The organism is Comamonas sp. 7D-2, from assembly GCF_022749555.1.
Classification (GTDB): Bacteria; Pseudomonadota; Gammaproteobacteria; order Burkholderiales; family Burkholderiaceae_C; genus Comamonas; species Comamonas thiooxydans.
On the sequence record NZ_CP094238.1, the window covers coordinates 5340516 to 5363397 of the forward strand.

Here is a 22882-nt window from a genome sequence, read left to right on the forward strand (position 1 = left end):
AAGCGAATAAGTGTTCAGGATTTTTTGCATGTTTTCCCATGGATATGCAGTGGACCTCCTGAATTCGATCGCGCCATTGAAGCATTGAGGAGCTAGGAGTTATTAATGGGCAATAAGCTGTATGTCGGCAACCTTCCTTATGGTGTGCGTGACAACGATCTTGAGCAGGCGTTCAGCCAGTTTGGAGCCGTAGCAAGTGCACGCGTCATGATGGAACGAGACACCGGCCGCTCCAAAGGCTTTGGTTTTGTGGAAATGGCCAGCGAAGCAGAAGCACAAGCCGCCATTCAAGGCATGAATGGTCAGCCCCTCGGGGGTCGCAGCCTCGTCGTGAATGAGGCACGCCCTATGGAACCCCGCCCCCCTCGCTCCGGCGGTTATGGAGGCGGCTTCCGCAGTGAAGGCGGTTTTGGCGGCGGTAATCGCGATGGCGGTTACGGTGGCCGCAGTGAAGGTGGTGGCTATGGTCGCGGTGATGGCGGCGGCTATGGCGGTGGTGGTCGCGGCGAAGGCGGCTTCCGCAGCCCCTATGGCTCAGGCCCACGCCACGGCGGTCGCGGCGGCTACGGTGGTGGCAATAACCACGGCGAATGAGCTCCTTTTAGCAGCTCAGCAATAAAGGCACGATATCGTGCCTTTATTTATTTTTGAAGACATTCAAATGCATAGTCATTTTCTCAATGTCTTCCACTCAATCCTTTTTTAGATGCCGGGGCTTTCTGGTTTTCCCCAGAGTCAATCTATCCCACAGATAAGCGGGCAACAGCCGCATTACGCTGCCGACAATCCTCATCTGCCAGGGAATAATCGCATATCTGGCTTTGCGCTCGATAACACGAAAGGCACGCCTTGCGAACTCCTCGGGCGAGAGCAGAAAAGGCATGGAATACGGATTATTTTTCGTCAACGGAGTGTCCACATAGCCAGGCAATAAACTGGTCACAGAGACCCCGGATTTCTGCAACTCAACACGCAGACTCTCACAGTAAGCAATGGCTGCCGCTTTACTGGCCGAATATGCGGCATGGCCAGGCAAACCGCGAATACCAGCCACACTGCAAATACCCACCAGACGCCCGGAGCCGCGTCGCACCATGGGTGCAATAAACGGCTGGAAGCTTGCAGCCAGCCCCATTGTGTTGCTGGCCAGCACCTGCTGCATGACCTCAAGATCCTCGCGCAAGGCGGTATCCACACCCCAGCTGACACCCGCGTTGGCAATAACAACATCAGGCAGACCCTGGCGCTCAAGACAGGCATTCGCAGCACTGCAAGCACTTGCTATGTTCGTGACATCCGCAGCATAAACGGCGTAGCGGGATGCATCCATTCGCATGGACTGCGCCCATTGCTCCATGAGCACGGTGCGTCTTGCCACCAATGCGATCGACCAGCCACGCTGATAGTAGTACCAGGCCAGGGCCTGCCCAATGCCGCTGGAAGCACCGGTGATATAGACGAGTCCGGCCCCATGCCCTGCCATGATTTACGGCTTTTGGTTGGGCAGGATGACACCCTTGACCCGCCCCTGCATCTGCAGAATCTGATCAAGGTGCGCATACTGCATGCTGTCACCCGTAAATCTGTCATTGCCACGGGTCATGACCACCGCTTTGTTGGTGCTGACGCGCTCGTCATTGGGCCAGATTTGCAGGAACTCGCTCTCCAGCCGCATGGCAGGCAAGGCCTTCTGGGTTGCAGTTGCAGGCACCGGCTCGCGCTGAATGACGGCCTGGCCGAACATCTGGATTTCCGAGCCGTCGCCATTGCTCAATGCCCGGTTGGAGCTGCCCACGGTCTTGCGTCCATCAGGCGTGAAGCTCAGCATGCGTGCGTCGTAGACTTCCAGCGTATCGGTATCGGGAAAGTGCTCACCTGTCGTGCCATTCAGTCGATTTTTGAGGCGACCCGATGCTTCGAAATTCTTGATGACGAAGTCTTTGAGGAAATAGTCCGGGTCGTGCCGCACGGCCTTCTCCGCGCCACTGACAATCGGCTTGGGAGCATTGCGCACCAGCCACCAGGTGCCCAGCGCCAGCAGGCCCATGATGAGCACGGGGAGGTACATCGAGGCCTTGTCGCCCACACGGCGCCATTGCCCGCTCATGAGCCATACCCCGAAAGCAGCGCCGCATAAGCACCATTGGCGGCCAGCAGCAGATCGCAAAACTGCCGCACCGCCCCCTCTCCGCCATTCTTGGCACTGACCCAGTCCGCCACATGCGATGCCTCGTCATGGGCATTGGCGGGTGCGCAAGAAAAGTGGCTGCGACGCATGACGGGAAGATCGGGCCAGTCGTCCCCCATGGCGGCGGCCTGCGGCCATTGCAGACCCAGTTCAGCCAGGATGGACTCGGCAGCCGGCACTTTGTCCTCCGTGCCAAAGCGCGCATGTTCAATGCCCAGTTGCTTCAAGCGCAAACGCAGCGGCGCAGAATCTCGCCCCGTCACCACGGCCGGCGTGATGCCGGCCTTTTGCAACATTTTCAGGCCATGACCATCCAGCGTATGGAAGCGCTTGAGGACCTCACCCTCACCCGAGAAGTAAAGGCCGCCGTCGGTCAGGACGCCATCCACATCGAAGAAGGCCACACGAATTCCCTGGGCCTTGAGCAACAGCTGTGGGTCCCATTGCTGACGGGGTGTCAGAGCAGGTCGGTTCATCAAATCACCTTGGCACGCATCAGATCGCGAATATGCACCACACCCTGCAGGCGCTGATTGTCATCGGCCACCAGCACTGCGGTAATGCCATGTTCTTCCATCATGCGTGCCGCAGCCACCGCCAGCAGATCGGGCTTGATCGTCAGAGGCCTGGCATGCATGACGTCCTGCGCCGTGCGGCTGCGCAGATCCACGCCGGCTTCCACACAGCGGCGCAAATCACCATCGGTAAAGATCCCCACCAGCTCACCGGATGCGTTGACCACGGCGGAGCAGCCCAGGCCCTTGGCACTCATTTCGCGCATCAGGTCCACGCTGCTCACATCCTGGGCAACCTGGGGCACATCGACACCACGACGCATCACATCGCGCACATGGGTCAGCAGTCGTCGTCCCAATGCTCCTCCGGGGTGTGAGCGCGCAAAATCCTCGGCACCAAAGCCCCGGGCATCGAGCAAGGCCACGGCCAGCGCATCTCCCATGGCCAGCTGAGCCGTGGTGCTGGCAGTGGGAGCCAGGTTCAAGGGACAAGCTTCCTTGTCGACATGGGTGTCCAGCACCCAGTCTGCATGCTTGGCCAGTGTCGATTGCAGACCGCCGGTCACGGCCACCAGGGGCACGCCCATGCGCTTGATGGCAGGCAACACGCCCGTCAGCTCATCGGTCTCGCCACTATTGGACAGGGCCAGCACCAGATCGTCCTGCGTCAGCATGCCCAGATCGCCATGACTGGCTTCTGCGGGGTGCACGAAAAAGGCAGGGGTCCCTGTGGACGCGAGCGTCGCAGCCACCTTCCGGCCCACATGCCCGCTTTTACCCATGCCCATGACCACCACACGGCCTGGCAGCTGCAGAATGCGCTGAACCACCGCCGTGAATGCGCCATTGAGGCGCACCGACATCGCACGCAAGGCAGCGGCCTCTATATCCAGGGCCTCACGGGCCAGGTTCAAAGCTCGCGGTGCGTCGATCAGACGCGAATTGGCAGCATCAGAATTCATGCCCGGATTTTAGCCAGCCCATGCCTGCCGGGCAGCGGGCAACACCCCTTTGGCCCGCATTTCAAGCCCGAGCCCATACACTGGCGAGCATTCAAGAACTCAGGCGGCCACATGCAAACTTCCACCAGCGTCAACGACTATCTGCGTGACCATATCCGCACCGTGCCGGACTGGCCTGCGCCGGGCGTGCAATTCCGTGACATCACGCCCCTGCTGCAGGACCCCAAGGTTTTTCGCATCATGACCGATGCCTTTGTTCATCGTTACATGGACCCCAAGCTGCGCCCCGACGTGGTTGCCGGCCTGGATGCGCGCGGATTTATTCTGGGTGCCGTGATCGCCCACGAGCTCAACGTCGGCTTTGTGCCCATCCGCAAAAAAGGCAAACTGCCCTTCACCACGGTGGAGGAAACCTATGAGCTCGAATACGGCAGCGCTACCGTGGAGCTGCACACCGATGCCGTCAAGTCCGGCGACCGTGTGTTGCTGATCGACGATTTGATCGCCACCGGCGGCACCATGATGGCCGGCAAGAAACTGCTGGAAAAGCTGGGGGCTACCGTGGTGGAAGGCGCAGCGATTGTGGATCTGCCGGAACTGGGCGGCTCCAAGCACCTCAAGGACAGCGGCCTGCCCCTGTTCACTCTGGTTGACTTTGCAGGGCACTGAGCAGCCCCGCAACAGCCCTGGATCAGCGTAGCTCTCCGTACTGCGTCGCGCCCAGAGAGCCCAGTCCGGACACGGCAAATTCGCCGCCTTCCTCATGACCAGAGCCAGGGCCCAGCAATGGCGCCTGGCGTGATTGGCGCACACTCGCGGGCGATGCAGCGGCCATAGCCACTGCCTGCTTGAACGCATCCATTTCCTGCGCGTCAATGGGCTCGAAAGAGCGGCCTGAATGTGCCGCAACCGGAGCATGTCGTGGCGCCTTCATCGGGGGTGCGGCCCCGTCAAACTGCATCTGCGCAAAATCAGGGCTAGCAGCGCTTTGAAGCTGTCCGTTCACGCGCCAGTAAACAGCGTGAACCCCTGCATCCATGCGGGTTCTGGCGAGCTCGGCAATCAATGCCTCGATACGTCTTTGCTGCAGAGCATCCGCAGCGTATGCAGGAGCCAGATCCACCATCACGACAAAGCGCTGGCCGACGTTGTCCAGCGAGAGCACCTTGAACTTGTAGCCGGCCGAAAGAATGCCGACCCTGACCATGGCTTCGCGCACGATGACGTACAGCTGCTCGCGTCTGGCGGAGCGCTCCCGGCGCTGCGACTGACGCGCTACCGAATCATCCTCGTGGCGCGGTGCTTGCGTGCTACCTTCTCGGCGAGGCCCGCGAGAAAACCATCGGAACAGGGACATGAGCACACTCGAACAAGCAGGATTTACAACGAGACACATTCTGCATCCAGGTCTGGAGCAGCTCGTGACATTTACCGAAATATTAGCCTTTGTCCGACGTGGATCAAGCGCCCAGCCCGGCCGAAATACAAAAAATCTTCACTCAGGTGCTGGCCACCCGGCGACGACTGTCCCCAGCGCGGCGGGCCAGCACCTGACCTGCCATGGTCAGCAGCGCCAGGGCCAGAGCAGGCTGACGGTTGGCAATTTCGGAATAACGCAGCGCTGTCAGACACCATAGACGGCTGGGCGCTGCGGCCTGAACCGTGGCCTTGCGTGGTCGATGGGCGAAGAAGGCTCCTTCCCCCACAATCGCCCCCGGCCCCACCAAAGCCAGGCGGATTCTTTCCTTCGAATCCTGGTAATGCACGCTCAGCGAGCCGTACTCCACCAGATACAGATTGCGATCCAGCGCCCCTTCGGCAAACAACACCTCGCTGGCCGCCAGATTGATCGGCTGCAGATAGGGCGCCAGCAACTCCCATTGAGCGGCACTGAGCACGTTTTGAGCGGTATCGGTGGCAACCGAGGTCGTCATCGCCTGGATCAGCGCCGACAAATCCTGAGGTGTTGAAGCGAACATAAGCAGTGGGTGGAACGCGAACGCCGCATGCCATCCGGTGGATAAATCCGGATACGCATCCCGGCCGCTCAGGGTAAAAGAAATTCATAGCGCGCCATGGCTCACCATCAACGCAGGCTGAATGCTAAGCGACTCTGACAGTCCCGCCAATCACTTGCGGTGCGGAGTTGCTTTTACTTCCCCAGAGTGTTCGCATCTTCATCCGCGTCAAAACAAAAAAGGATCGATGAATCGATCCTTTTTTGATAGCTTACATCGCTCTTCCCATTTGGGCTAGCGCCATTTCTCAAGGAAATCAGCCATGGGCGCGCTTTTCCAGGATCTCGAAGGCAGGCAGCTTCTTGCCCTCCAGCACTTCCAGGAAGGCACCGCCGCCGGTGGAGATGTAGCCCACGTCCTTTTCAATGCCGTACTTGGCAATGGCGGCCAGGGTGTCGCCACCGCCGGCAATGCTGAAGGCGGGTGACTCGGCAATCGCCTGGGCGATGACCTTGGTGCCATTGGCAAACTGGTCGAACTCGAACACGCCCACGGGGCCGTTCCAGACGATGGTGCCAGCCTTTTTGAGCTGCTCGGCCAGCAGGGCTGCGGTTTCCGGGCCGATGTCCAGAATCATGTCGTCGTCGGCCACTTCGGAGGCCTTCTTGACGGTAGCCACGGCGTCGGCAGCAAAGGTCTTGGCGGTGACCACATCGGTGGGCACGGGCACATTGGCGCCACGGGCAGCCATGGCGTCGATCACGGCCTTGGCATCCGCCACCAGATCGGGCTCGGCCAGGCTCTTGCCGATCTTCAGACCGGCAGCCAGCATGAAGGTGTTGGCAATGCCGCCGCCCACGATGAGCTGGTCCACCTTGTCGGCCAGGCTCTTGAGGATGGTCAGCTTGGTGGACACCTTGGAGCCTGCGACGATGGCGGCCAGAGGACGCGCAGGCGCGGCCAGGGCCTTGTTCAGCGCATCGATCTCGGCCGACAGCAGCGGGCCGGCACAGGCGATGGGGGCGTATTCGGCAATGCCGTAGGTCGTGCCTTCGGCACGGTGAGCGGTGCCGAAGGCATCGTTCACAAAGATGTCGCAGAGCTTGGCCAGCTTCTGAGCCAGCTCGGGCTTGTTCTTCTTTTCACCCACGTTGACACGGCAATTCTCCAGCAGCACGACCTGGCCGGGAGCAATCTGCACGCCGTCCACCCAGTTGGCGACCAGGGGCACATCGCGGCCCAGCAGCTCGGACAGGCGCTTGGCCACGGGAGCCAGCGAGTCCTGGGGCTTGAATTCACCTTCGGTGGGGCGGCCCAGGTGGCTGGTGACCATCACGGCAGCGCCGGCCTTCAAAGCCATTTCAATCGCAGGCACGGAAGCGCGCACACGCGTGTCTTCGGTGATTTCACCAGCGTCGTTCAGGGGTACGTTCAGGTCGGCACGGATGAAAACACGTTGACCCTGGGCCTTGCCCTGGGCGCACAAATCGGAGAAGCGGATGATGTTCATGCAGCAAAAAAGCGACTCCGAAAGTCGCCCATACAAAGGTTGGAAAACACAAAATCTGCCTGCATTCTAGGGCGATCGCCACTTTCAGGCATCGCTTTTACACGCTTACTCGACTCAAAAACAGGAGCATCCTGCGCGCTCTGTAACTTGGTTTCAAGCCTTTTTATAGACAACCCATATGAAAACAGGAGCACGCAGCTCCTGTTTTCTCTGGTCTTGGAGCTACCAGCCCAGACCGATATGCAGAGGCAGATAAATCGCCATGCCCAGAGCAATGGTGCCAAGAATGCTGCGCTTGTAAAAAAAATACACCACCGAAGCGGCCAGCGCAGGCAGTCGAGCATCAGCCAGACTGTTGATCAGCTGACCATTGCTCATCACGATCTCGGGCGCAATCACCGCCGCCAGGGCCGCCAGCGGTGCGTATTTGAGCCCGCGCTTGAGCCAGTCGGGCAGCGGCAGTTCACGCTCGGGGATCATGAAGAAAGCACGCGTGATCAGCGTGATGAGGGCCAGACCGATACAGGCAACGATGACCCAGAAACTGCTCATCATGACCGGTCCTCCTCATTCTTCACCGCAGGCAGCCGGCTGGCCTGCTTTTGCAGTTGCTCGGCCGTCAGGCCTGCAGCCACCGCAGCTGCGATCGCCACCAGGATATTGAGCTTGAGCGGCAGCGCAAAAGCCGCCACAGCTGCCGTACAGGCCACGATGGAGGCCACCCAGGTTGCTCGGTCCTTGAGCATGGACAGCAACACGCCCAACAACGCCAGCACGCCGGCAAAGCCCAGTCCCCAGGACAGAGGAATCTGGTCGGCCAGGAAAATGCCCAGCGTGGACGGGATCTGCCAGGCCAGCCAGTTGGTCAGTGCTGCGCCCCAGAAATAGGGCAGTTGCTCGGGCTGCGGCCTGGCCTCTGGGTAGCGACGCATGAAGTTCACGAAAATCACATCGCCGCTGAAATAAGCCACCGCCAGACGGTGACGCAGACTCAGCTTGGCGAAATAGCTGCGCCACATGCTGGACAGGATCACAAAACGCAGGTTCACGCAGATGGCGGTGAACCAGACCACCCACAGCGGAGCCCCCACGGCCATCAGCGGCAGCACGGCCAGTTGGGCACTGCCCGCATAGACAGTCAAACCCATGAGCAGCGCCAGAGGAACGGACAGGCCGCTCTTGACCATGGCCACGCCGGTCACCAGACCCCAGGCGGCGATGCCCAGGGCGGTGCCGCCCATCTCCTTGGAGCCGACCCAGAAGAACGGATCCCTGATTATCGATTTCGCACGCTGACCCAGCGTGAACGCCATATCCGTCATACCTCGCCAGCACCCTCGCCCAGTTGCGCGCCTGCGGGCAGCTCGAAACCACGCAGAAAATCGCCTGCGGCCAGACGCTTGCCACCGGCACGCTGCAACAGCGTCATGTTGAGCACGCCACTGCCACAGGCCACGCGCACGCCGCGGGCGTCGGCCGACAGCACGGAGCCGGGCGCGCCGCTGCCTTGCTGGGCCTCTGCTTCCCAGACCTTGATGGCCTCGCCGCCCAGGCTGGTGGCGCCACCGGGGAAGGGGTTGAAGGCACGCAGGCGGCGCGCAATGACTTCGGCGCTTTCGCTCCAGTCGATCAGGCTCTCGGCCTTCTCGATCTTGTGTGCATAGCTCACTCCATCGGCAGGCTGTGGCGTGCGACTGAGACCTCCGCAGGCCGCCATTTCCAGCGCTTCCACGATCAGGCGGCCGCCCAACGCGGCCAGCTTGTCCTGCAGGCTGGCCGTGGTGTCGTCTGCGGCTATCGGCAGACGCTCGATCACACACATATCGCCGGTATCCAGGCCTGCATCCATCTGCATGATGGTGACGCCGGTTTCGGCGTCACCGGCCTCGATGGCGCGATGAATCGGCGCTGCACCGCGCCAGCGCGGCAGCAGGCTGGCGTGGATGTTCAGGCAGCCCAGGCGAGGCGTATCGAGCACCCACTGCGGCAGGATCAGGCCATAGGCCGCCACCACCATCACATCGGCCTGAGCGGCATCGATCGCGGCCTTGGCGGCAGCGGCATCTTCGGGATATTTGCCGTCCAGACGCAGACTCAGCGGCTGAGCCACGGCAATGCCATGCTCCAAAGCGCACTGCTTGACGGGAGAAGCCTGGAGCTTCATGCCACGCCCGGCCGGACGGTCCGGTTGGGTCAGCACCAGCGGAACTTCAAAACCTGCAGCCAGCAGACTCTCCAGGGCCACGCGCGCAAATTCGGGCGTGCCGGCAAAAATGACTTTCATGGGACTCACAAATTAAAAAGGCAGCCGCCGGCTGCCAGATGTTCAACGATGCGGCTCTCTGAGGTACATGCTTTCATCGGTAAACATGACCTTCTGCACCACACCTTGCTGGTCTATGTGCACATGGGCACGCCGAGCAAAGGTATTGTCCAGAAAACGGTAGGTCCAGATGTCACCTTTGAAGCTGTAGACCCTCTCGACTATGGCGGGCGGGCCGAACATGCGGTAGACATCATCACGGGTATCCACACCATTGCGCAACGCGAAAAAGTGCGCCGTATCCAGTACCTGCTCCACATGCACCAGCTTGCGCTGGGCATCGAAATCCATGTGATAGACCTGCTGACCGGCCGGCTGCTGGCTATAGAGCAGGCGCTGGCCGCCCTCGGGCAGAGGCACGACCAAAGTGGGCTTGCCCATGCCTTTTTCCACCTCGGCCTGAGGCATGCCGGGCTTTTGCCACTGGGGCACCATGCAACCCGCCAGTCCCGCTGCCAGCAGACTTGCAGTCAACAGCGTTTGCAGGCGAGGCAGGGACATGGACACTCCGATCAGGCCCTCAGGGCCTGCTTCTGGGCTTTGACCAGCTTGGTCTTGATGCGATTGCGCTTCAGCGGCGAGAGGTATTCGACAAACACCTTGCCCAGCAGGTGATCCATCTCGTGCTGGATGCAGATGGCCAGCATGCCTTCGGCGTCGATCTCACGGCTGTTGCCGTTTTCATCCAGGGCCTTGACCTTGACGGCAATGGAGCGCTCCACGCCGTCGTAGATGCCGGGCACGGACAGGCAGCCTTCCTCGCCCAGCTGCTTTTCCTCGCTGGCCCAGAGAATCTCGGGGTTGATCAAGGCCATGGGCTCGTTGCGCTTCTCGGACACGTCGATCACGATGACGCGCTCATGCACATCGATCTGTGTCGCGGCCAAGCCGATGCCCTGAGCGTCATACATGGTCTCGAGCATGTCTTTCACCAGAGTCTGGATGCGCTCATCCACCTGCGCCACGGGCTTGGCGACCTTGTGAAGACGGGGATCGGGGTAGCAGAGGATGGGAAGAATGGCCATGGTGTCTCGGTAAATCTGTCGTTATTGTCCCAACATTTGATGCCAAACGCTTGGCACGTCCTCAATAAACATTGATCTATCGAGGCCTTGCATCGAGAATTTCGACACATTTGTAAGACTTGTTGGCTGGCTATGCCAAGATCGGCCACAGTGCGGCGACGCGAGGGACGCTGCAGCAAACGAATCCCGCCAGAAGGAACTTCATGACCGCATTTGCCACTGCACGCGCCTTGAGCATTGGAGCCACATTGCTTGCAGCCCTGACTTCGGTCCACGCCCAAAGCTATCCTGTGACCGCCACCCAGCGCTCCACCGCACAGCAAGTCGCTCAGCAAGGTATCCCCGAGAACGAACTGGCGCCCAACGCTCCCGCGCAATACACCGTCAAGCGCGGCGACACGCTCTGGGGCATCTCTGGCATGTATCTGCGCCAGCCCTGGCGCTGGCCCGAACTCTGGGGCATGAACCTCTCCAGCATCGCCAACCCTCATCAGATCTACCCCGGCCAGGTGCTGTATCTGGTGCGCAGCAACGGTTATGCCCGTCTATCGACCACTGCCCCCAACGGCGATTCCGAGGTAGTTCGTCTGTCGCCGCAAACGCGTGAATCGTCACTGAACGACCTGGCCCTGCCCACGCTGCCGCCGCATCTGATCGAGCCCTTCCTGGCCGAGCCGCTGGTAGTGGACAGCCAGGCACTTACACAAGCCCCGCGCATCATCGCCACCCAGGACAAGCGCGTGCTCATGGCCATTGGCGATCGCGCCTATGTACGCAACTCCGGTGGCGCGCTGGTCACCGCCGGCAAGGGCCGGCCCGCGAGCTATCGCATCTTCCGCGATGCCACGCCGCTCAAGGACCCCATCACCGGGGAAATCCTTGGCTACGAAGCCAAGTACCTGGGCAGTGCCACCGTGGCACGTAGTGAAACATTGCTTGAATCCGCGCCAGGCCAGCCTGTACAGACCACGCCTGGAACTGTGGACATCATCCGCTCCAAGAATGAAATCCGCGCAGGTGACCGTCTGCTGCCCTCGCCCGAGCAGCAGTATCTGAGCTATGTGCCCCATGCACCACGCCATGCGGTGGATGCCGCCGTGGTCTCCATCTATGGCGACTCGGTGGGCTATAACGCAGCTCAGAATCAGGTCATTGCCATCAACAAGGGAGCCCAGGACGGCATGGACATCGGCGCAGTGCTGGAACTCGTCAGCAAGGGCAATGTCATCGTGGACAAGACCAGCCCCAGTCGTGACCGGGTGAAGCTGCCCGATGAGGCCAATGGCTATGCCATGGTCTTCAAGGTGTTTGACCGGGTTTCCTACGCGCTCATCACCACGGCCCAGCGTGGTGTGAACGTGGGCGATGGCCTGCAGTCGCCCCAGCCCTGAATGGAGCATGAGCACGGTGTCGCCCCCTTCACAAGATGCGCACCATGCCCTGCCCGATGCCGAAACTCTGGCCTGGCTGCGCCTGCTGCTGACGCCGGGTCTTGGACGCACCACGGCACGCCGCCTGCTGGCCAAAGCCGGCAGTGCAGACGCGGTCTGGCGGCTGCCGCTGTCAACATGGGCTGAATGCGCCACTCAGGCTCAGATCAAGGCTCTGACAGAGCTCCCGACAGACTGGGAAAAACATTGCAGCACCCTGGCTCGATGGCTGGCCTCGCCCGCACCGGGTACCTTGCACACCGTGATCCATCTGGGCAACTCTCAGTATCCGGACTGCCTGCTGCAGACCGAAGATCCGCCCCTGCTGCTGTTTGTCCAAGGTCCAGCGGCACTGCTGGCATCTGCCCGGCCCTGGTTTCCCTACCCCGCCACCCTGGCCATGGTGGGCAGCCGCAATCCATCCGCCCAGGGCGTCATCAATGCGCGCAGCATGGCGCAGGCACTGGCCGAGCAAGGGCTGTGCATAGTCTCAGGCCTGGCACGCGGCATAGATGCAGCTGCCCATGAGGGAGCACTTCAGGCCCGCTCAGGCCCTACCCCCTGCACGATTGCCGTCGTCGGCACCGGACTCGATCAGGTCTATCCGCGTGCGCACGCCAAGCTGGCACAGCAAATTGCGCGCAACGGGCTGGTCATCAGCGAATACCCGCTGGGCAGCGAGCCCCTGCCCCGGCATTTCCCTCAGCGCAACCGCATCATCTCCGGCCTGTCGCAAGGCACCCTGGTGGTGGAAGCCGCCCTGCAGTCTGGCTCGCTGATCACGGCCCGCCTGGCCAACGAGCAGGGGCGTGAAGTCTTTGCCATCCCCGGCTCCATCCACGCGCCGCAGGCCAAGGGCTGCCATGCGCTGATACGCCAGGGTGCCAAGCTGGTGGAAACCGCTGACAACGTGCTCGAAGAGCTTCAAGGACTGAAACTCGCGTCGACCAGAGCCGAACCAGCGCAGGAAGCTGCCAAAAACAAGGCGTCGACACCGGATAACCCGTTGCTGCAGGCGCTGGGCCATGACCCCATGACCCTGGAGTCCTTGAGCGATCGCACGGGCTGGGATGCCGCCCATTTGCAGGCGCAGCTGATGGAACTGGAGCTCGACGGCCTGGTCGCGCGCCTGCCTGGCGGCCTGTACCAGCGACTTACGCAAAGCTGAAGCCCCAAACCGGCATATCCCGACAAGGCGACGCCCAGCAAGGGCTGCTCCCTTCCCTGGTGCAGCGCGTAGAGAAAGGGGAAAGATGCAAAGCACCTCAGGGGCTTAGACCAGTCTTTCCGGATTCGCCTGAATTTTCTGCAGTGCATCGCGTGTGGCACGCACCGTCAGGGCTTCGGCATCATGCACCGCGAGCAAGCCGGCCTGCAGATAGGTCGCCATGCGTTGCGCCTGCAGCAGATAACAGTGTCCATCCAGCGAGGCGAACAAATGCAGATGCTTGCGACGGCTATGCCAGACATATTGCACCTGCACACGGGCACCGTTGTGGTCCAGCGTGAACCAGCGACCGCTTTCCAGCGACTGGGCCCACTCCAGCATGGCGGGCTCCACCGGACTGTCCGTGTTGGGAATGACGTTCAGATCGCCCGCATCCACGCCCAGCATCAGCTCTATGCTCTCGCTGGACAGCGGCATATCGTCGAGCTTGCCATCCTCGCTGATGTATTTCTCCAGCTCCGCCAGGCGCTTGGCCATGGCCTCGATACGCTCGGCCGGAATGGCTGCCGTCTTGGACATGAAGGCCTGGGCCAGCGTATCGGTCAACACCTTGATCGCGGCAGACTGTGCATCGCCGGTCACGCTCACCAGCTCCAGCCCCTCACGCAAGGTCTGCAGCAAGGTCGGCAAGCCCTGGATGACACGCGCGCGCTCCTGACGCAAGGGCTTGGCGCTGGCCGACCAGACCAGCTCGCTGGCCGCCTGCTTGAGGCGCATGGCTCGTGCATCCTTGGCGCCATAGCGCACGGTGGCCATGGCCAGCACATCGGCCCAGGATTTGAAGAGAAAATCTCGCACCTCTTCGCGCACCGGCATGTCGGTGAGCATATTGCGCAGCTCTATGGTGTATTGGATGGCCAGCGTCTCCTTCTGCTCCACCTGCTGAGCCACGCTGGTGATCTTGGCCGTGGACCGATTCTGGGCAAAGTGCCTGGTGAGGAATTCCTCAAACTCGCGCAGCACCAGGGCAAAGACCTTCTGCCCGGTTTCAGGGTACTGCTCTATCACCTGAACCACCCGGCGGATCTCGGTCTCCAGCGCATTGCCGTTGATGCTGCTGGCGTCAAAACCCATGACGCAGGAGCCCATGCGGTCGATCAGCTTGCGCGCCGGGTGATTGAGGTCGCTGAAGAACTGCGGCTCGGCCAGGGCCACGCGCAACACGGGGACCTGCAGGCGCGCGAACCAGACGCGAATGGACGGCGGCAGCCGGTCTTCCGAAAGAATGCTCTGGAACATCAGCGCCACCACCTCGATGGTCGCCTTCTCGCTCTTGGTCTCGGCCTTTTGCTTCCAGTCGGCCGAGCGCTCGCGCACCAGATTGACCAGCTGGCCGATCGCTGCCGGACTGTAGTCCATGGCGGGCATGGCCATGGCCGAACCGGCCGCAGACGGATACTGGGCCTGGAGCTCGGCCGCCATCAGCTGTTGCTGTTGCTGCTCCTGCAGCGCCTGCGCCAGAGCAGCAGATGCAGGAGGCATGGGAACGACAGGCGTGCCAGGCATCAGTCCTGGAATGCCGACCGCAGGCTGACTCAGCACCTGGCGCAGCTGATTCATGGCATCCAGCGCGCGATGGCGCGCCCGCGCCAGCATGCCCAGGCCGGCGCTGGCGCCTGGCGGCAGGGCAATGCCCGGAGCCATCCCTGGCCCGGCGCCCAGACCTGCAGCCATACCGGCCGGCATGTACTGCATGGCAGAGTTGCTCCAACCCGCATCGGACGCATTGCCATAGCCACTGCTGGCGCCCAGATGCATGGCACCGGTGGACGGGCCACCCTCGGTACGTCGCACGCGCAGCGGCGCATCCTGTGCCTTGCTGACGCCCTTGGCATCGAGCAGCTTGTGCAGGATGCTGTATTCGGACTCCATCAGCGGTGCCAGCGCATTCTGCAAAGGCTCCACGGCCCTGAGCAAATGCTTGCGCTCCATGCCGCTGCCAAGCCATTGCTCGACCAGATGCAGACAGATGGTCTCGGCACGGAACATGTCCCGAGAAGCCAGCTCATGGCCCTCCAGCGCCTGAATGCGCAGGCGCATGGCCTCGAAGCCGGGCTGCAGCGTCTCTCCCATGGCCAGAGCCATGCGGGAGGCCAGAATCCTGTTTTCGACGACATCGTCGCTGAGCAGCTCGAAGGTCAGCGGAGCCGAGCCCGAAGCATTGCTCTCGGCTCCACCAGAGGGTGGCTTGCGCGCAGCCTGCTGCAGCGCCTGAACGCCTGCCTGCAACCAGGCGTCCTTGTTCTGCTGAAAGCCGACCCAGGCCTCGCGCCACTCCTGCATCTCCTTGGCAGTGGAGACGGCACTGCTCTGGTTGGAGAGGAATTCATCCAGCTGCCGAGCGACCTTGGGCAGGCCCTGACAAATGCCATGGACCCAACGCAAGCGCGCCTGCCAGCCCAGCTGTTGCGGGGCCGCAGGCGCGGTGGAGGAAGACTGCGAGAGAGCCATTCCGTAAGTGTAATGGCGGCAGAAGCAGTCATGCACCCGCCGCAATGGTCAAAGCGTCAGACCACGGCTCCCGCGTTGGGATCGTTGGGGTCTTGCGACCCGGACTTGGCGGGAGCCTTGACCAGATCTTCGCGCTTGACGCCCAGCCACATGGCAATGGCAGCCGCCACGAACACCGAAGAATAGATACCGAACAAGATACCGATCGTCAGCGCCAGCGCAAAGTAATGCAGGCTGGGGCCGCCAAAGAAGAACATGGACAGCACCATGGCCTCGGTCGAGGCGTGGGTGATGATGGTCCGGCTCATGGTCGAGGTGATGGCGTGGTCGATCACCTCGTGGGTGCTGAGCTTGCGGAACTTGCGGAAGGCTTCGCGGATACGGTCGAAAATCACCACGGACTCATTGACCGAGTAGCCCAGCACGGCCAGCACGCCTGCCAGCACGGAGAGCGAAAACTCCCACTGGAAGAAGGCGAAGAAGCCCAGGATGATGATCACGTCGTGCAAGTTGGCAATGATGGCCGCCACGCCGAACTTCCACTCGAAGCGAAAGGCCAGATAGATGATGATGCCCAGCACCACCATGCCCAGCGCCATCAGGCCGTTGTGCATCAGCTCATCGCCCACCTGCGGGCCGACAAACTCGGTGCGGCGCAGCGTGACCTCGGCATCCTCGGCCTTCAGTGCAGTGATCACCCGCTCACTTTGCTGAGCAGTCGTCACGCCCTTTTGCACGGGCAGACGAATCATCACATCCTTGGATGTACCGAAATTCTGCACGATCACATCGGCATAGCCGAGCTTGGAAACGGTTTCACGCACCTTGCCGATATCGGCAGGCTGGGTGTAGGCCACTTCCATGACCGTACCGCCCGTGAACTCCACGGACAGATGCAGGCCGCGCGAGAACAGGAAAAAGACGGCCAGCGCAAAGGTGATGAAGGAAATCGCGTTGAAGACCAACGCGTACTTCATGAACGGAATGTCTTTTTTGATGCGGAAGAACTCCATGATCTTCCTCCTTAGTTGTTGCTGCCGCGACCGGCCACGGAACGGTGACCCTCACCCTCAGGCTTCCAGACCTGACCGATGGAGACGCTCTTGAGCTTCTTCTTGCCGCCATACCAGAGGTTGACCAGCCCGCGAGAGAAGAACACGGCAGAGAACATGCTGGTCAGAATGCCGATGCAGTGCACCACGGCAAAGCCGCGCACCACGCCCGAACCGAAGGCCAGCAGGGCCAGACCGGCGATCAGCGTGGTCACGTTGGAGTCCAGAATGGTGTGCCAGGCGTTCTCGTAGCCTGCATGGATGGCCGCCTGAGGCGAAGCACCGGCACGCAGCTCTTCACGAATACGCTCGTTGATCAGCACGTTCGAGTCGATGGCCACGCCCAGCGCCAGTGCCATGGCGGCAATGCCGGGCAGGGTCAGCGTGGCCTGCAGCATGGACAGAATGGCCAGCAGCAGCAACACGTTCACCGACAGAGCAATCGTGGAGAACACGCCGAACAGCATGTAGTACATGCACATAAAGGCCGCAATCGCCACCATGCCCCAGACCACGGAGTGAATACCGCGGTTGATGTTGTCGGCGCCCAGGCTCGGGCCGATGGTGTATTCCTCGATGATTTCCATGGGCGCGGCCAGCGAGCCGGCGCGCAGCAGCAGCGAAGTGTCGTTGGCTTCAGCCGTAGTCATGCGACCCGAGATCTGCACGCGGCCGCCGCCGATTTCGCCACGGATCACGGGAGCCGTCACCACTTCGCCCTTGCCCTTTTCGAACAGGATGATGGCCATGCGCTTGCCCACGTTCTCGCGCGTCACGTCCTTGAAGATGCGCGCGCCCTTGGCATCCAGCGTCAGGTTGACGGTGGGCTCCTGGGTCTGGCTGTCAAAACCGGGCTGTGCATCCGTCAGGTTCTCGCCGGTCAGCGTCACCTGCTTTTGCACGATGATGCTCTGGCCGTTGCGGTCCAGGTATTTCTCGGAGCCGAAAGGCACGGGGCCGGAGCCCATCTCGGCAGCACGCGCTTCGGCGGACTCGTCCACCATGCGCACTTCCAGCGTGGCGGTGCGGCCCAGAATGTCCTTGGCCTTGGCGGTGTCCTGCACGCCGGGCAGTTGCACCACGATGCGGTCCAGGCCCTGCTGCTGGATCACGGGCTCGGCCACGCCGAGTTCGTTGATACGGTTGTGCAGCGTGACGATGTTCTGCTTGAGCGCCTGCTCCTGCACCTTGCGCAGGGCTTCGGGCTTGATCGAGGCCACCAGCTTGAAGCCCGTGCCGTCAGGCGTGGAAGTGGCCGCCAGATCGGGGAACTGGTCCGCGATCAGATTGCGCGCCGCCGTCAGCGTGGCTTCGTCGCGCACGCGAATGGTGACGTTGTTGCCATCGCGGCTGACACCGCCGTGGCGGATATTCTTGTCGCGCATCGAAGAGCGCAGATCGCCCGCATAGCTCTCGGCCTTCTTGGTCAGGGCCGCCGCCATGTCCACCTGCAGCATGAAGTGCACGCCGCCACGCAGATCCAGACCCAGATACATGGGCTTGGCACCGATGGCTGTCAGCCAGTCGGGCGAGCGCGACACCAGGTTCAGCGCCACGATGTAGGAGGGGTCGGTGGGGTCGGAGATCAGGGCCTTCTGGATGACGTCCTTGGCCTTGAGCTGCTCATCGGGCGTATCGAAGCGGGCGCGCACCGAAGTGCCTTCCAGCGACATCGATGTGGCTTTGACACTGGCTGCGCTCAAGGCAGATTCCACCTTTTGCAGCACCGCGTTGTCCACCTTGACGGTGGACTTGGCCGAGGACACCTGCACGGCAGGCGCTTCACCAAAGAAATTGGGCAGGGTGTAGAGCACCCCCACCAGCAGCGCGATCACGATGATCGCGTACTTCCAGACCGGGTATCGGTTCATGATCGCGCTCTTTTTTTTACAGCAACGCACAACGGGTACGCGCACTCTGGTCGAGCGCCGTACCCCTCAAAATCCACAGCGGACAGGCTTACTTGGCCGTGCCCTTGGGCAGCACCTGCACCACAGCGGAGCGCTGGATCTGGACTTCCACGCCGGAAGCCACTTCGATGTAGATGAATTGCTCGGCCATGCGGGTCACGGTGCCGATGATGCCGCCGGCGGTAGCCACCTCATCACCCTTGGCCAGCGCGTCGATCATGGAGCGGTGTTCCTTCTGGCGCTTCATCTGTGGACGAATCATCACGAAGTACAGCACCACGAACATCAGCACCAGAGGCAGCATGCCGGTGAGCGAACCCATGAAGCCGCCTTCAGCAGCGGCGGCAGGAGCGGTCTGGGCGAAAGCAGAAGAAATGAACACGAAAAAGACTCCGAAAGAGTGAATTTGTCAGGAATAGGTCCCGGCAGGCGCGCACTTGCGCGATCTCGCCAGGTCAGCGGGACATTGTATTCGGCTGGCTTGTACCCAAGATTGGCATGGACAGCCGCGCAGCACAGGCATTCCCTGATGCGATGAGGACCTCCCTTTCCACATCAGCAATGTCTGCAAAAAACATAGCTATCAGCGTATTACCTGTCTTGCTTTGTGACTGTTTTATATTTGAATATCACTCAATACAGGCGCTGGCAGCTATCAAATTCAGATAGCCCACTGCCAGCATCGCCTCTGACCATGAATACAAAGGCCGGGTTGCCCCGGCCTTGTTGTGATGCGCCTCGGCGCAATTAGTTCACTGCCATCAGCTTGACTGCTGGCGCAGCGGGTGCAGCCGAGCCATTCCAGCGAGTCATCAAGGACTGCCACTTGATGCGCGCAGCCGCCAGATGGTGCTCCTTCACGTGGCCGTAGCCTCGAATGTCTTCGGGGATGGAGGCGATCTCCACGGCCAGCGCCAGCTTGTCGGCCGTCAAGCCCGTCAGCAGGGTTTCGATGCACTGGCGGTATTCGACGATCAGGGCGCGCTCGGTACGGCGCTCCTCGGTGCGACCGAAGGGATCGAGCGCCGTGCCGCGCAGCCCCTTCATGCCGGCCAGCCAGCCCATGGCCTTGCGCATCCAGGGGCCATAGGATTTTTTGAGCAGATGACCCTGCTCGTCCTTCTTGGCAAAACCGGGGGGCGCCAGGTGATGGACGAGCTTGTAGTCGCCCTCGAACATCTCGCTGATCTTCTGGGTGAAGGCCGCATCGGTGTGCAGACGCGCCACCTCGTACTCGTCCTTGTACGCCATGAGCTTGAACAGATAGCGCGCCACGGCCTGGGACAGGCGCGTGCCCTGGGCCAGCGGCTCTTCCACTGCGCGCACCTTGGCCACGAAGTCGCGGTACTGCTGGGCATAGGCCGCGTTCTGGTAGGCCGTGAGGAACTCCACACGCTTGTCTAGCATTTCCTCCAGCGACGGCTTCTTGACGAACTGGATCACCTGCGATGCCTGATACAGAGCGCGCACGGCCTCCAGATCGTGGGCGCAGCGGCGGCCCCATTCAAAGGCCTCCTGGTTACGCGCCACCTGCACGCCGTTGAGCTCCATGGCGCGCATCAGCGAGGCATGGCTGAGCGGCACCCTGCCTTTTTGCCAGGCGTAGCCCAGCATCATGGGGTTGGCGTAGATGCTGTCGCCCAGCAGGGCCGTGGAGGCCTTCTCGGCATCGAAACTGCCCAGGGCGCCATGACCCACGGCCTCGGCCAGCGCCGTGGCGCAGCGTGCGGCCGGCGACTGCCAGTCGGGGTTGCCCACGAAGGTGGCCGTGGGCGCGGCATGGCTGTTGAGCGCCACATAGGTGCGCCCCGGCTGCATCACGGACAAGGTGGTCGGCGTGGCCGCCACGATGGGGTCGCAGCCTATGACCAGATCGGCCTTGGCCATGTCCACCTTGGTGGTGTAGATCGCATCGGCGCGGTTGGCGATCTGGATATGGCTCCAGGTGGAGCCGCCTTTTTGCGCCAGACCCGCCGCATCCTGCGTGACCACGCCCTTGCCTTCCAGGTGTGCGGCCATGCCCAGCAGCGAACCGATGGTGATCACGCCCGTGCCGCCGACACCGGCCACCACGATGCCCCAGGCCTGCTCGGCCACGGGCAGGACGGGCTCGGGAATATGGGGAAGGGCCTCCAGGCTGCCCTTCTTCTCCTGCTTGGGCTTCTTGAGCTGACCGCCCTCGACGGTGACGAAGCTGGGGCAGAAGCCCTTGACGCAGGAATAGTCCTTGTTGCAGCTGTTCTGGTTGATGCGGCGCTTGCGGCCGAACTCGGTCTCCACGGGCTCGACCGACAGGCAGTTGGACTGCACCGAGCAATCGCCACAGCCCTCGCAGACCAGCTCGTTGATGACCACGGTCTTGTCGGGCGTGCTCAGCACGCCGCGTTTGCGGCGGCGGCGCTTTTCCGTGGCGCAGGTCTGGTCGTAGATGATGGCCGTGCAGCCCTTGAGCTCGCGGAACTGGCGCTGGATCGCATCCAGCTCGTCGCGATGGTGCACGGTCACGCCCTCGCCCAGCTTCACGCCATCGTATTTCTCGGGCTCATCGGTGACGATGACCAGCTTGCCCACGCCTTCGGAGAGCAGGCTGTTCATGATCTGCAGCACCGAATGGCCTTCGGGCCGCTCGCCCACGCGCTGGCCGCCCGTCATGGCCACGGCGTCGTTGTAGAGCACCTTGTAGGTGATGTTGGTGCCGGCCGCAATGCTCTGGCGGATCGCCAGCAGCCCGCTGTGGAAGTAGGTGCCGTCGCCCAGATTGGCGAAGACATGGGCTTCCTTGGTGAAAGGCGCCTGCCCCACCCAGGTCACTCCCTCGCCGCCCATCTGCGTGAAGGTGCTGGTGCGGCGGTCGGGCATCCAGGTGGTCATATAGTGGCAGCCGATGCCGGCCACGGCGCGCGAGCCTTCGGGCACGCGTGTCGAGGTGTTGTGCGGGCAGCCGCTGCAGAACCAGGGCGTGCGGTCGCCGGTCGAAACCTCCTTGGCCGCCTTGATCGCCGCTTCGCGGGCGTCGAGCACGGCCAGACGCTGCTGCATGCGCGTTTGCACATGCTCGGGCACGCCCAGCTTCTTCAGGCGCTGGGCAATGGCGCGCGCAATGATGGCGGGAGTCAGATCGGCCGTGGGGCGCAGCAGCCAGTCGGTGCTGGGATTGGGCAGCGACCATTCGCCGCCATGCTCGTCGCTGAACTTGCCCACCACATTGGGGCGCACGTCGTCGCGCCAGTTGTAGAGCTCTTCCTTGATCTGGTATTCGATGACCTGGCGCTTCTCCTCGACCACCAGAATCTCCTGCAGGCCGCGTGCGAAATCGCGCGTGATGGTGGCCTCCAGCGGCCAGACAACGTTGACCTTGTGCAGCCGGATGCCCAGCTGGCGGCAGGTGTCCTCGTCCAGCCCCAGATCGGCCATGGCCTGGCGCGTGTCGTTATAGGCCTTGCCGCTGGCGATGATGCCGAAGCGGTCGTTGGGCCCTTCGATCACATTGTGGTTGAGCTTGTTGGCGCGCACATAGGCCAGGGCTGCATACCACTTGTAGTTCATCAGCCGCGCTTCCTGCTCCAGCGGCGGATCGGGCCAGCGGATATGCAGGCCGCCGTCCGGCATCTGAAAGTCTTCGGGCAGGATGATGTTGACGCGATCCGGGTCCACCAGCACCGAGGAGGAGGACTCCACCACCTCCTGGATCGTCTTCATGCCCGACCACAGGCCCGAGAAACGGCTCATGGCAAAGGCATGCAGGCCCATGTCGAGGATGTCCTGCACATTGCTGGGGAAGAACACCGGCGTGCCGCAGGCCTTGAAGATGTGGTCGCTCTGGTGCGCGGCCGTGGAGGACTTGCTGATGTGGTCGTCGCCCGCGATCGCAATCACACCGCCATGCTTGGCCGTGCCCGCCATATTGGCGTGCTTGAACACGTCGGAGCAGCGGTCCACGCCCGGACCCTTGCCATACCAGATACCGAAGACACCGTCGAACTTCTTGGTCTCGGGATAGAGATCGAGCTGCTGCGTGCCCCAAACGGCCGTGGCGCCCAGTTCTTCGTTCACGCCGGGCTGAAAGACGATGTGATTCGCCTCCATATGCTTTTTGGCCGCCCACAGGGACTGGTCGTAAGTGCCCAGAGGCGAGCCGCGATAGCCGCTGATGAAGCCGGCGGTATTGAGCCCGGCCTGCGCATCGCGCAGCCGCTGCAGCATGGGCAGGCGGACCAGGGCCTGCACGCCGCTCATAAAGGCGCGGCCGCGGGCCAGGGAATATTTGTCGTCCAGAGTCACAGACTCCAGGGCGCGACGGACTTCATCGGGCAAAGGGGCATTCATGGCT

The 22882-nt window shown here is 62.0% G+C and carries 21 protein-coding genes; 4 read left to right on the forward strand and 17 right to left on the reverse strand.

All coding sequences use genetic code 11. The annotated features are described in order from the left end of the window. Window positions 1-105: 105 nt before the first annotated feature. Entirely contained in the window at window positions 106-594 is a 489-nt protein-coding gene (locus MPZ60_RS24620; protein ID WP_003066850.1) for an RNA-binding protein, read from the forward strand. Between the two features lie 97 nt (window positions 595-691). On the opposite strand, the gene MPZ60_RS24625 is transcribed toward MPZ60_RS24620, so the two are convergent. Genes MPZ60_RS24625 through MPZ60_RS24640 form a run of 4 tightly spaced genes read right to left on the reverse strand, consistent with a single transcriptional unit; the run spans window position 692 to window position 3665 of the window. Next, window positions 692-1483, reverse strand: coding sequence for an SDR family oxidoreductase (locus tag MPZ60_RS24625; protein ID WP_034350995.1), 792 nt, complete (start codon window positions 1481-1483; stop codon window positions 692-694). A gap of 3 nt (window positions 1484-1486) precedes the next feature. Then, entirely contained in the window at window positions 1487-2107 is a 621-nt protein-coding gene (lptC, locus tag MPZ60_RS24630; protein WP_034350997.1) for an LPS export ABC transporter periplasmic protein LptC, read from the reverse strand. Then, window positions 2104-2664 carry an HAD family hydrolase gene (locus MPZ60_RS24635; RefSeq protein ID WP_034350998.1) on the reverse strand — a complete coding sequence of 187 codons (561 nt, stop codon included), beginning with the start codon at window positions 2662-2664 and terminating at the stop codon, window positions 2104-2106. The genes lptC and MPZ60_RS24635 overlap by 4 nt, the downstream gene beginning before the upstream one ends. Then, a complete protein-coding gene (locus MPZ60_RS24640) occupies window positions 2664-3665 on the reverse strand; it encodes an SIS domain-containing protein (protein ID WP_034351000.1) in 1002 nt (333 codons plus the stop codon). The genes MPZ60_RS24635 and MPZ60_RS24640 overlap by 1 nt, the downstream gene beginning before the upstream one ends. Before the next feature lie 111 nt (window positions 3666-3776). On the opposite strand from MPZ60_RS24640, the gene MPZ60_RS24645 reads away from it, so the two are divergent. Then, on the forward strand, window positions 3777-4334 hold the full coding sequence (locus MPZ60_RS24645; protein ID WP_003066840.1) for an adenine phosphoribosyltransferase: 558 nt from the start codon (window positions 3777-3779) through the stop codon (window positions 4332-4334). Window positions 4335-4356: 22 nt separating this feature from the next. On the opposite strand, the gene MPZ60_RS24650 is transcribed toward MPZ60_RS24645, so the two are convergent. The 8 genes from MPZ60_RS24650 to def all read right to left on the reverse strand — a co-directional run bounded on the left by MPZ60_RS24650 (window position 4357) and on the right by def (window position 10481). Next, entirely contained in the window at window positions 4357-5022 is a 666-nt protein-coding gene (locus tag MPZ60_RS24650; RefSeq protein ID WP_034351531.1) for a hypothetical protein, read from the reverse strand. Between the two features lie 142 nt (window positions 5023-5164). Then, window positions 5165-5644 (reverse strand): Crp/Fnr family transcriptional regulator, encoded by a 480-nt coding sequence (locus tag MPZ60_RS24655; RefSeq protein WP_034347941.1) that lies wholly within the window; start codon window positions 5642-5644, stop codon window positions 5165-5167. Window positions 5645-5939: 295 nt separating this feature from the next. Beyond that, window positions 5940-7133 carry a phosphoglycerate kinase gene (locus MPZ60_RS24660; RefSeq protein ID WP_034351002.1) on the reverse strand — a complete coding sequence of 398 codons (1194 nt, stop codon included), beginning with the start codon at window positions 7131-7133 and terminating at the stop codon, window positions 5940-5942. 222 nt (window positions 7134-7355) lie between these two features. Continuing rightward, entirely contained in the window at window positions 7356-7688 is a 333-nt protein-coding gene (locus tag MPZ60_RS24665; protein WP_003066830.1) for an AzlD domain-containing protein, read from the reverse strand. Then, window positions 7685-8455: an AzlC family ABC transporter permease gene (locus MPZ60_RS24670; protein ID WP_122974712.1), complete on the reverse strand. Its 771-nt coding sequence runs from the start codon at window positions 8453-8455 to the stop codon at window positions 7685-7687. The genes MPZ60_RS24665 and MPZ60_RS24670 overlap by 4 nt, the downstream gene beginning before the upstream one ends. Beyond that, complete coding sequence (gene fmt / locus MPZ60_RS24675) at window positions 8452-9417, reverse strand: methionyl-tRNA formyltransferase (protein WP_034351004.1); 966 nt, start codon at window positions 9415-9417, stop codon at window positions 8452-8454. The genes MPZ60_RS24670 and fmt overlap by 4 nt, the downstream gene beginning before the upstream one ends. A 42-nt stretch (window positions 9418-9459) precedes the next feature. Beyond that, window positions 9460-9957, reverse strand: a complete 498-nt coding sequence (locus MPZ60_RS24680; RefSeq protein ID WP_034351006.1) for a hypothetical protein — start codon at window positions 9955-9957, stop codon at window positions 9460-9462. An 11-nt stretch (window positions 9958-9968) separates the two neighbouring features. Continuing rightward, window positions 9969-10481: a peptide deformylase gene (def, locus tag MPZ60_RS24685; RefSeq protein ID WP_003072256.1), complete on the reverse strand. Its 513-nt coding sequence runs from the start codon at window positions 10479-10481 to the stop codon at window positions 9969-9971. Between the two features lie 203 nt (window positions 10482-10684). Between def and MPZ60_RS24690 the strand changes: the two genes are divergently transcribed. Continuing rightward, window positions 10685-11872 (forward strand): LysM peptidoglycan-binding domain-containing protein, encoded by a 1188-nt coding sequence (locus MPZ60_RS24690; RefSeq protein WP_034351536.1) that lies wholly within the window; start codon window positions 10685-10687, stop codon window positions 11870-11872. 7 nt (window positions 11873-11879) lie between these two features. Further along, entirely contained in the window at window positions 11880-13079 is a 1200-nt protein-coding gene (dprA, locus tag MPZ60_RS24695) for a DNA-processing protein DprA (RefSeq protein WP_045839339.1), read from the forward strand. Window positions 13080-13184: 105 nt separating this feature from the next. Here the strand turns inward: dprA and MPZ60_RS24700 are convergent, their stop codons facing one another. The 5 genes from MPZ60_RS24700 to MPZ60_RS24720 form a co-directional block, all read right to left on the reverse strand. Next, the gene (locus MPZ60_RS24700; RefSeq protein WP_034351010.1) at window positions 13185-15590 is read right to left on the reverse strand and encodes a DUF1631 domain-containing protein; all 2406 of its coding nucleotides are present in this window, start codon (window positions 15588-15590) and stop codon (window positions 13185-13187) included. 56 nt (window positions 15591-15646) lie between these two features. Then, on the reverse strand, window positions 15647-16603 hold the full coding sequence (gene secF, locus MPZ60_RS24705) for a protein translocase subunit SecF (protein ID WP_003066813.1): 957 nt from the start codon (window positions 16601-16603) through the stop codon (window positions 15647-15649). An 11-nt stretch (window positions 16604-16614) separates the two neighbouring features. Beyond that, complete coding sequence (secD, locus tag MPZ60_RS24710; RefSeq protein WP_034351013.1) at window positions 16615-18513, reverse strand: protein translocase subunit SecD; 1899 nt, start codon at window positions 18511-18513, stop codon at window positions 16615-16617. An 88-nt stretch (window positions 18514-18601) separates the two neighbouring features. Further along, window positions 18602-18934, reverse strand: coding sequence for a preprotein translocase subunit YajC (gene yajC, locus MPZ60_RS24715; protein WP_003066810.1), 333 nt, complete (start codon window positions 18932-18934; stop codon window positions 18602-18604). A 365-nt stretch (window positions 18935-19299) separates the two neighbouring features. Then, window positions 19300-22878: an indolepyruvate ferredoxin oxidoreductase family protein gene (locus tag MPZ60_RS24720; protein WP_034351015.1), complete on the reverse strand. Its 3579-nt coding sequence runs from the start codon at window positions 22876-22878 to the stop codon at window positions 19300-19302. Window positions 22879-22882 lie beyond the last annotated feature (4 nt).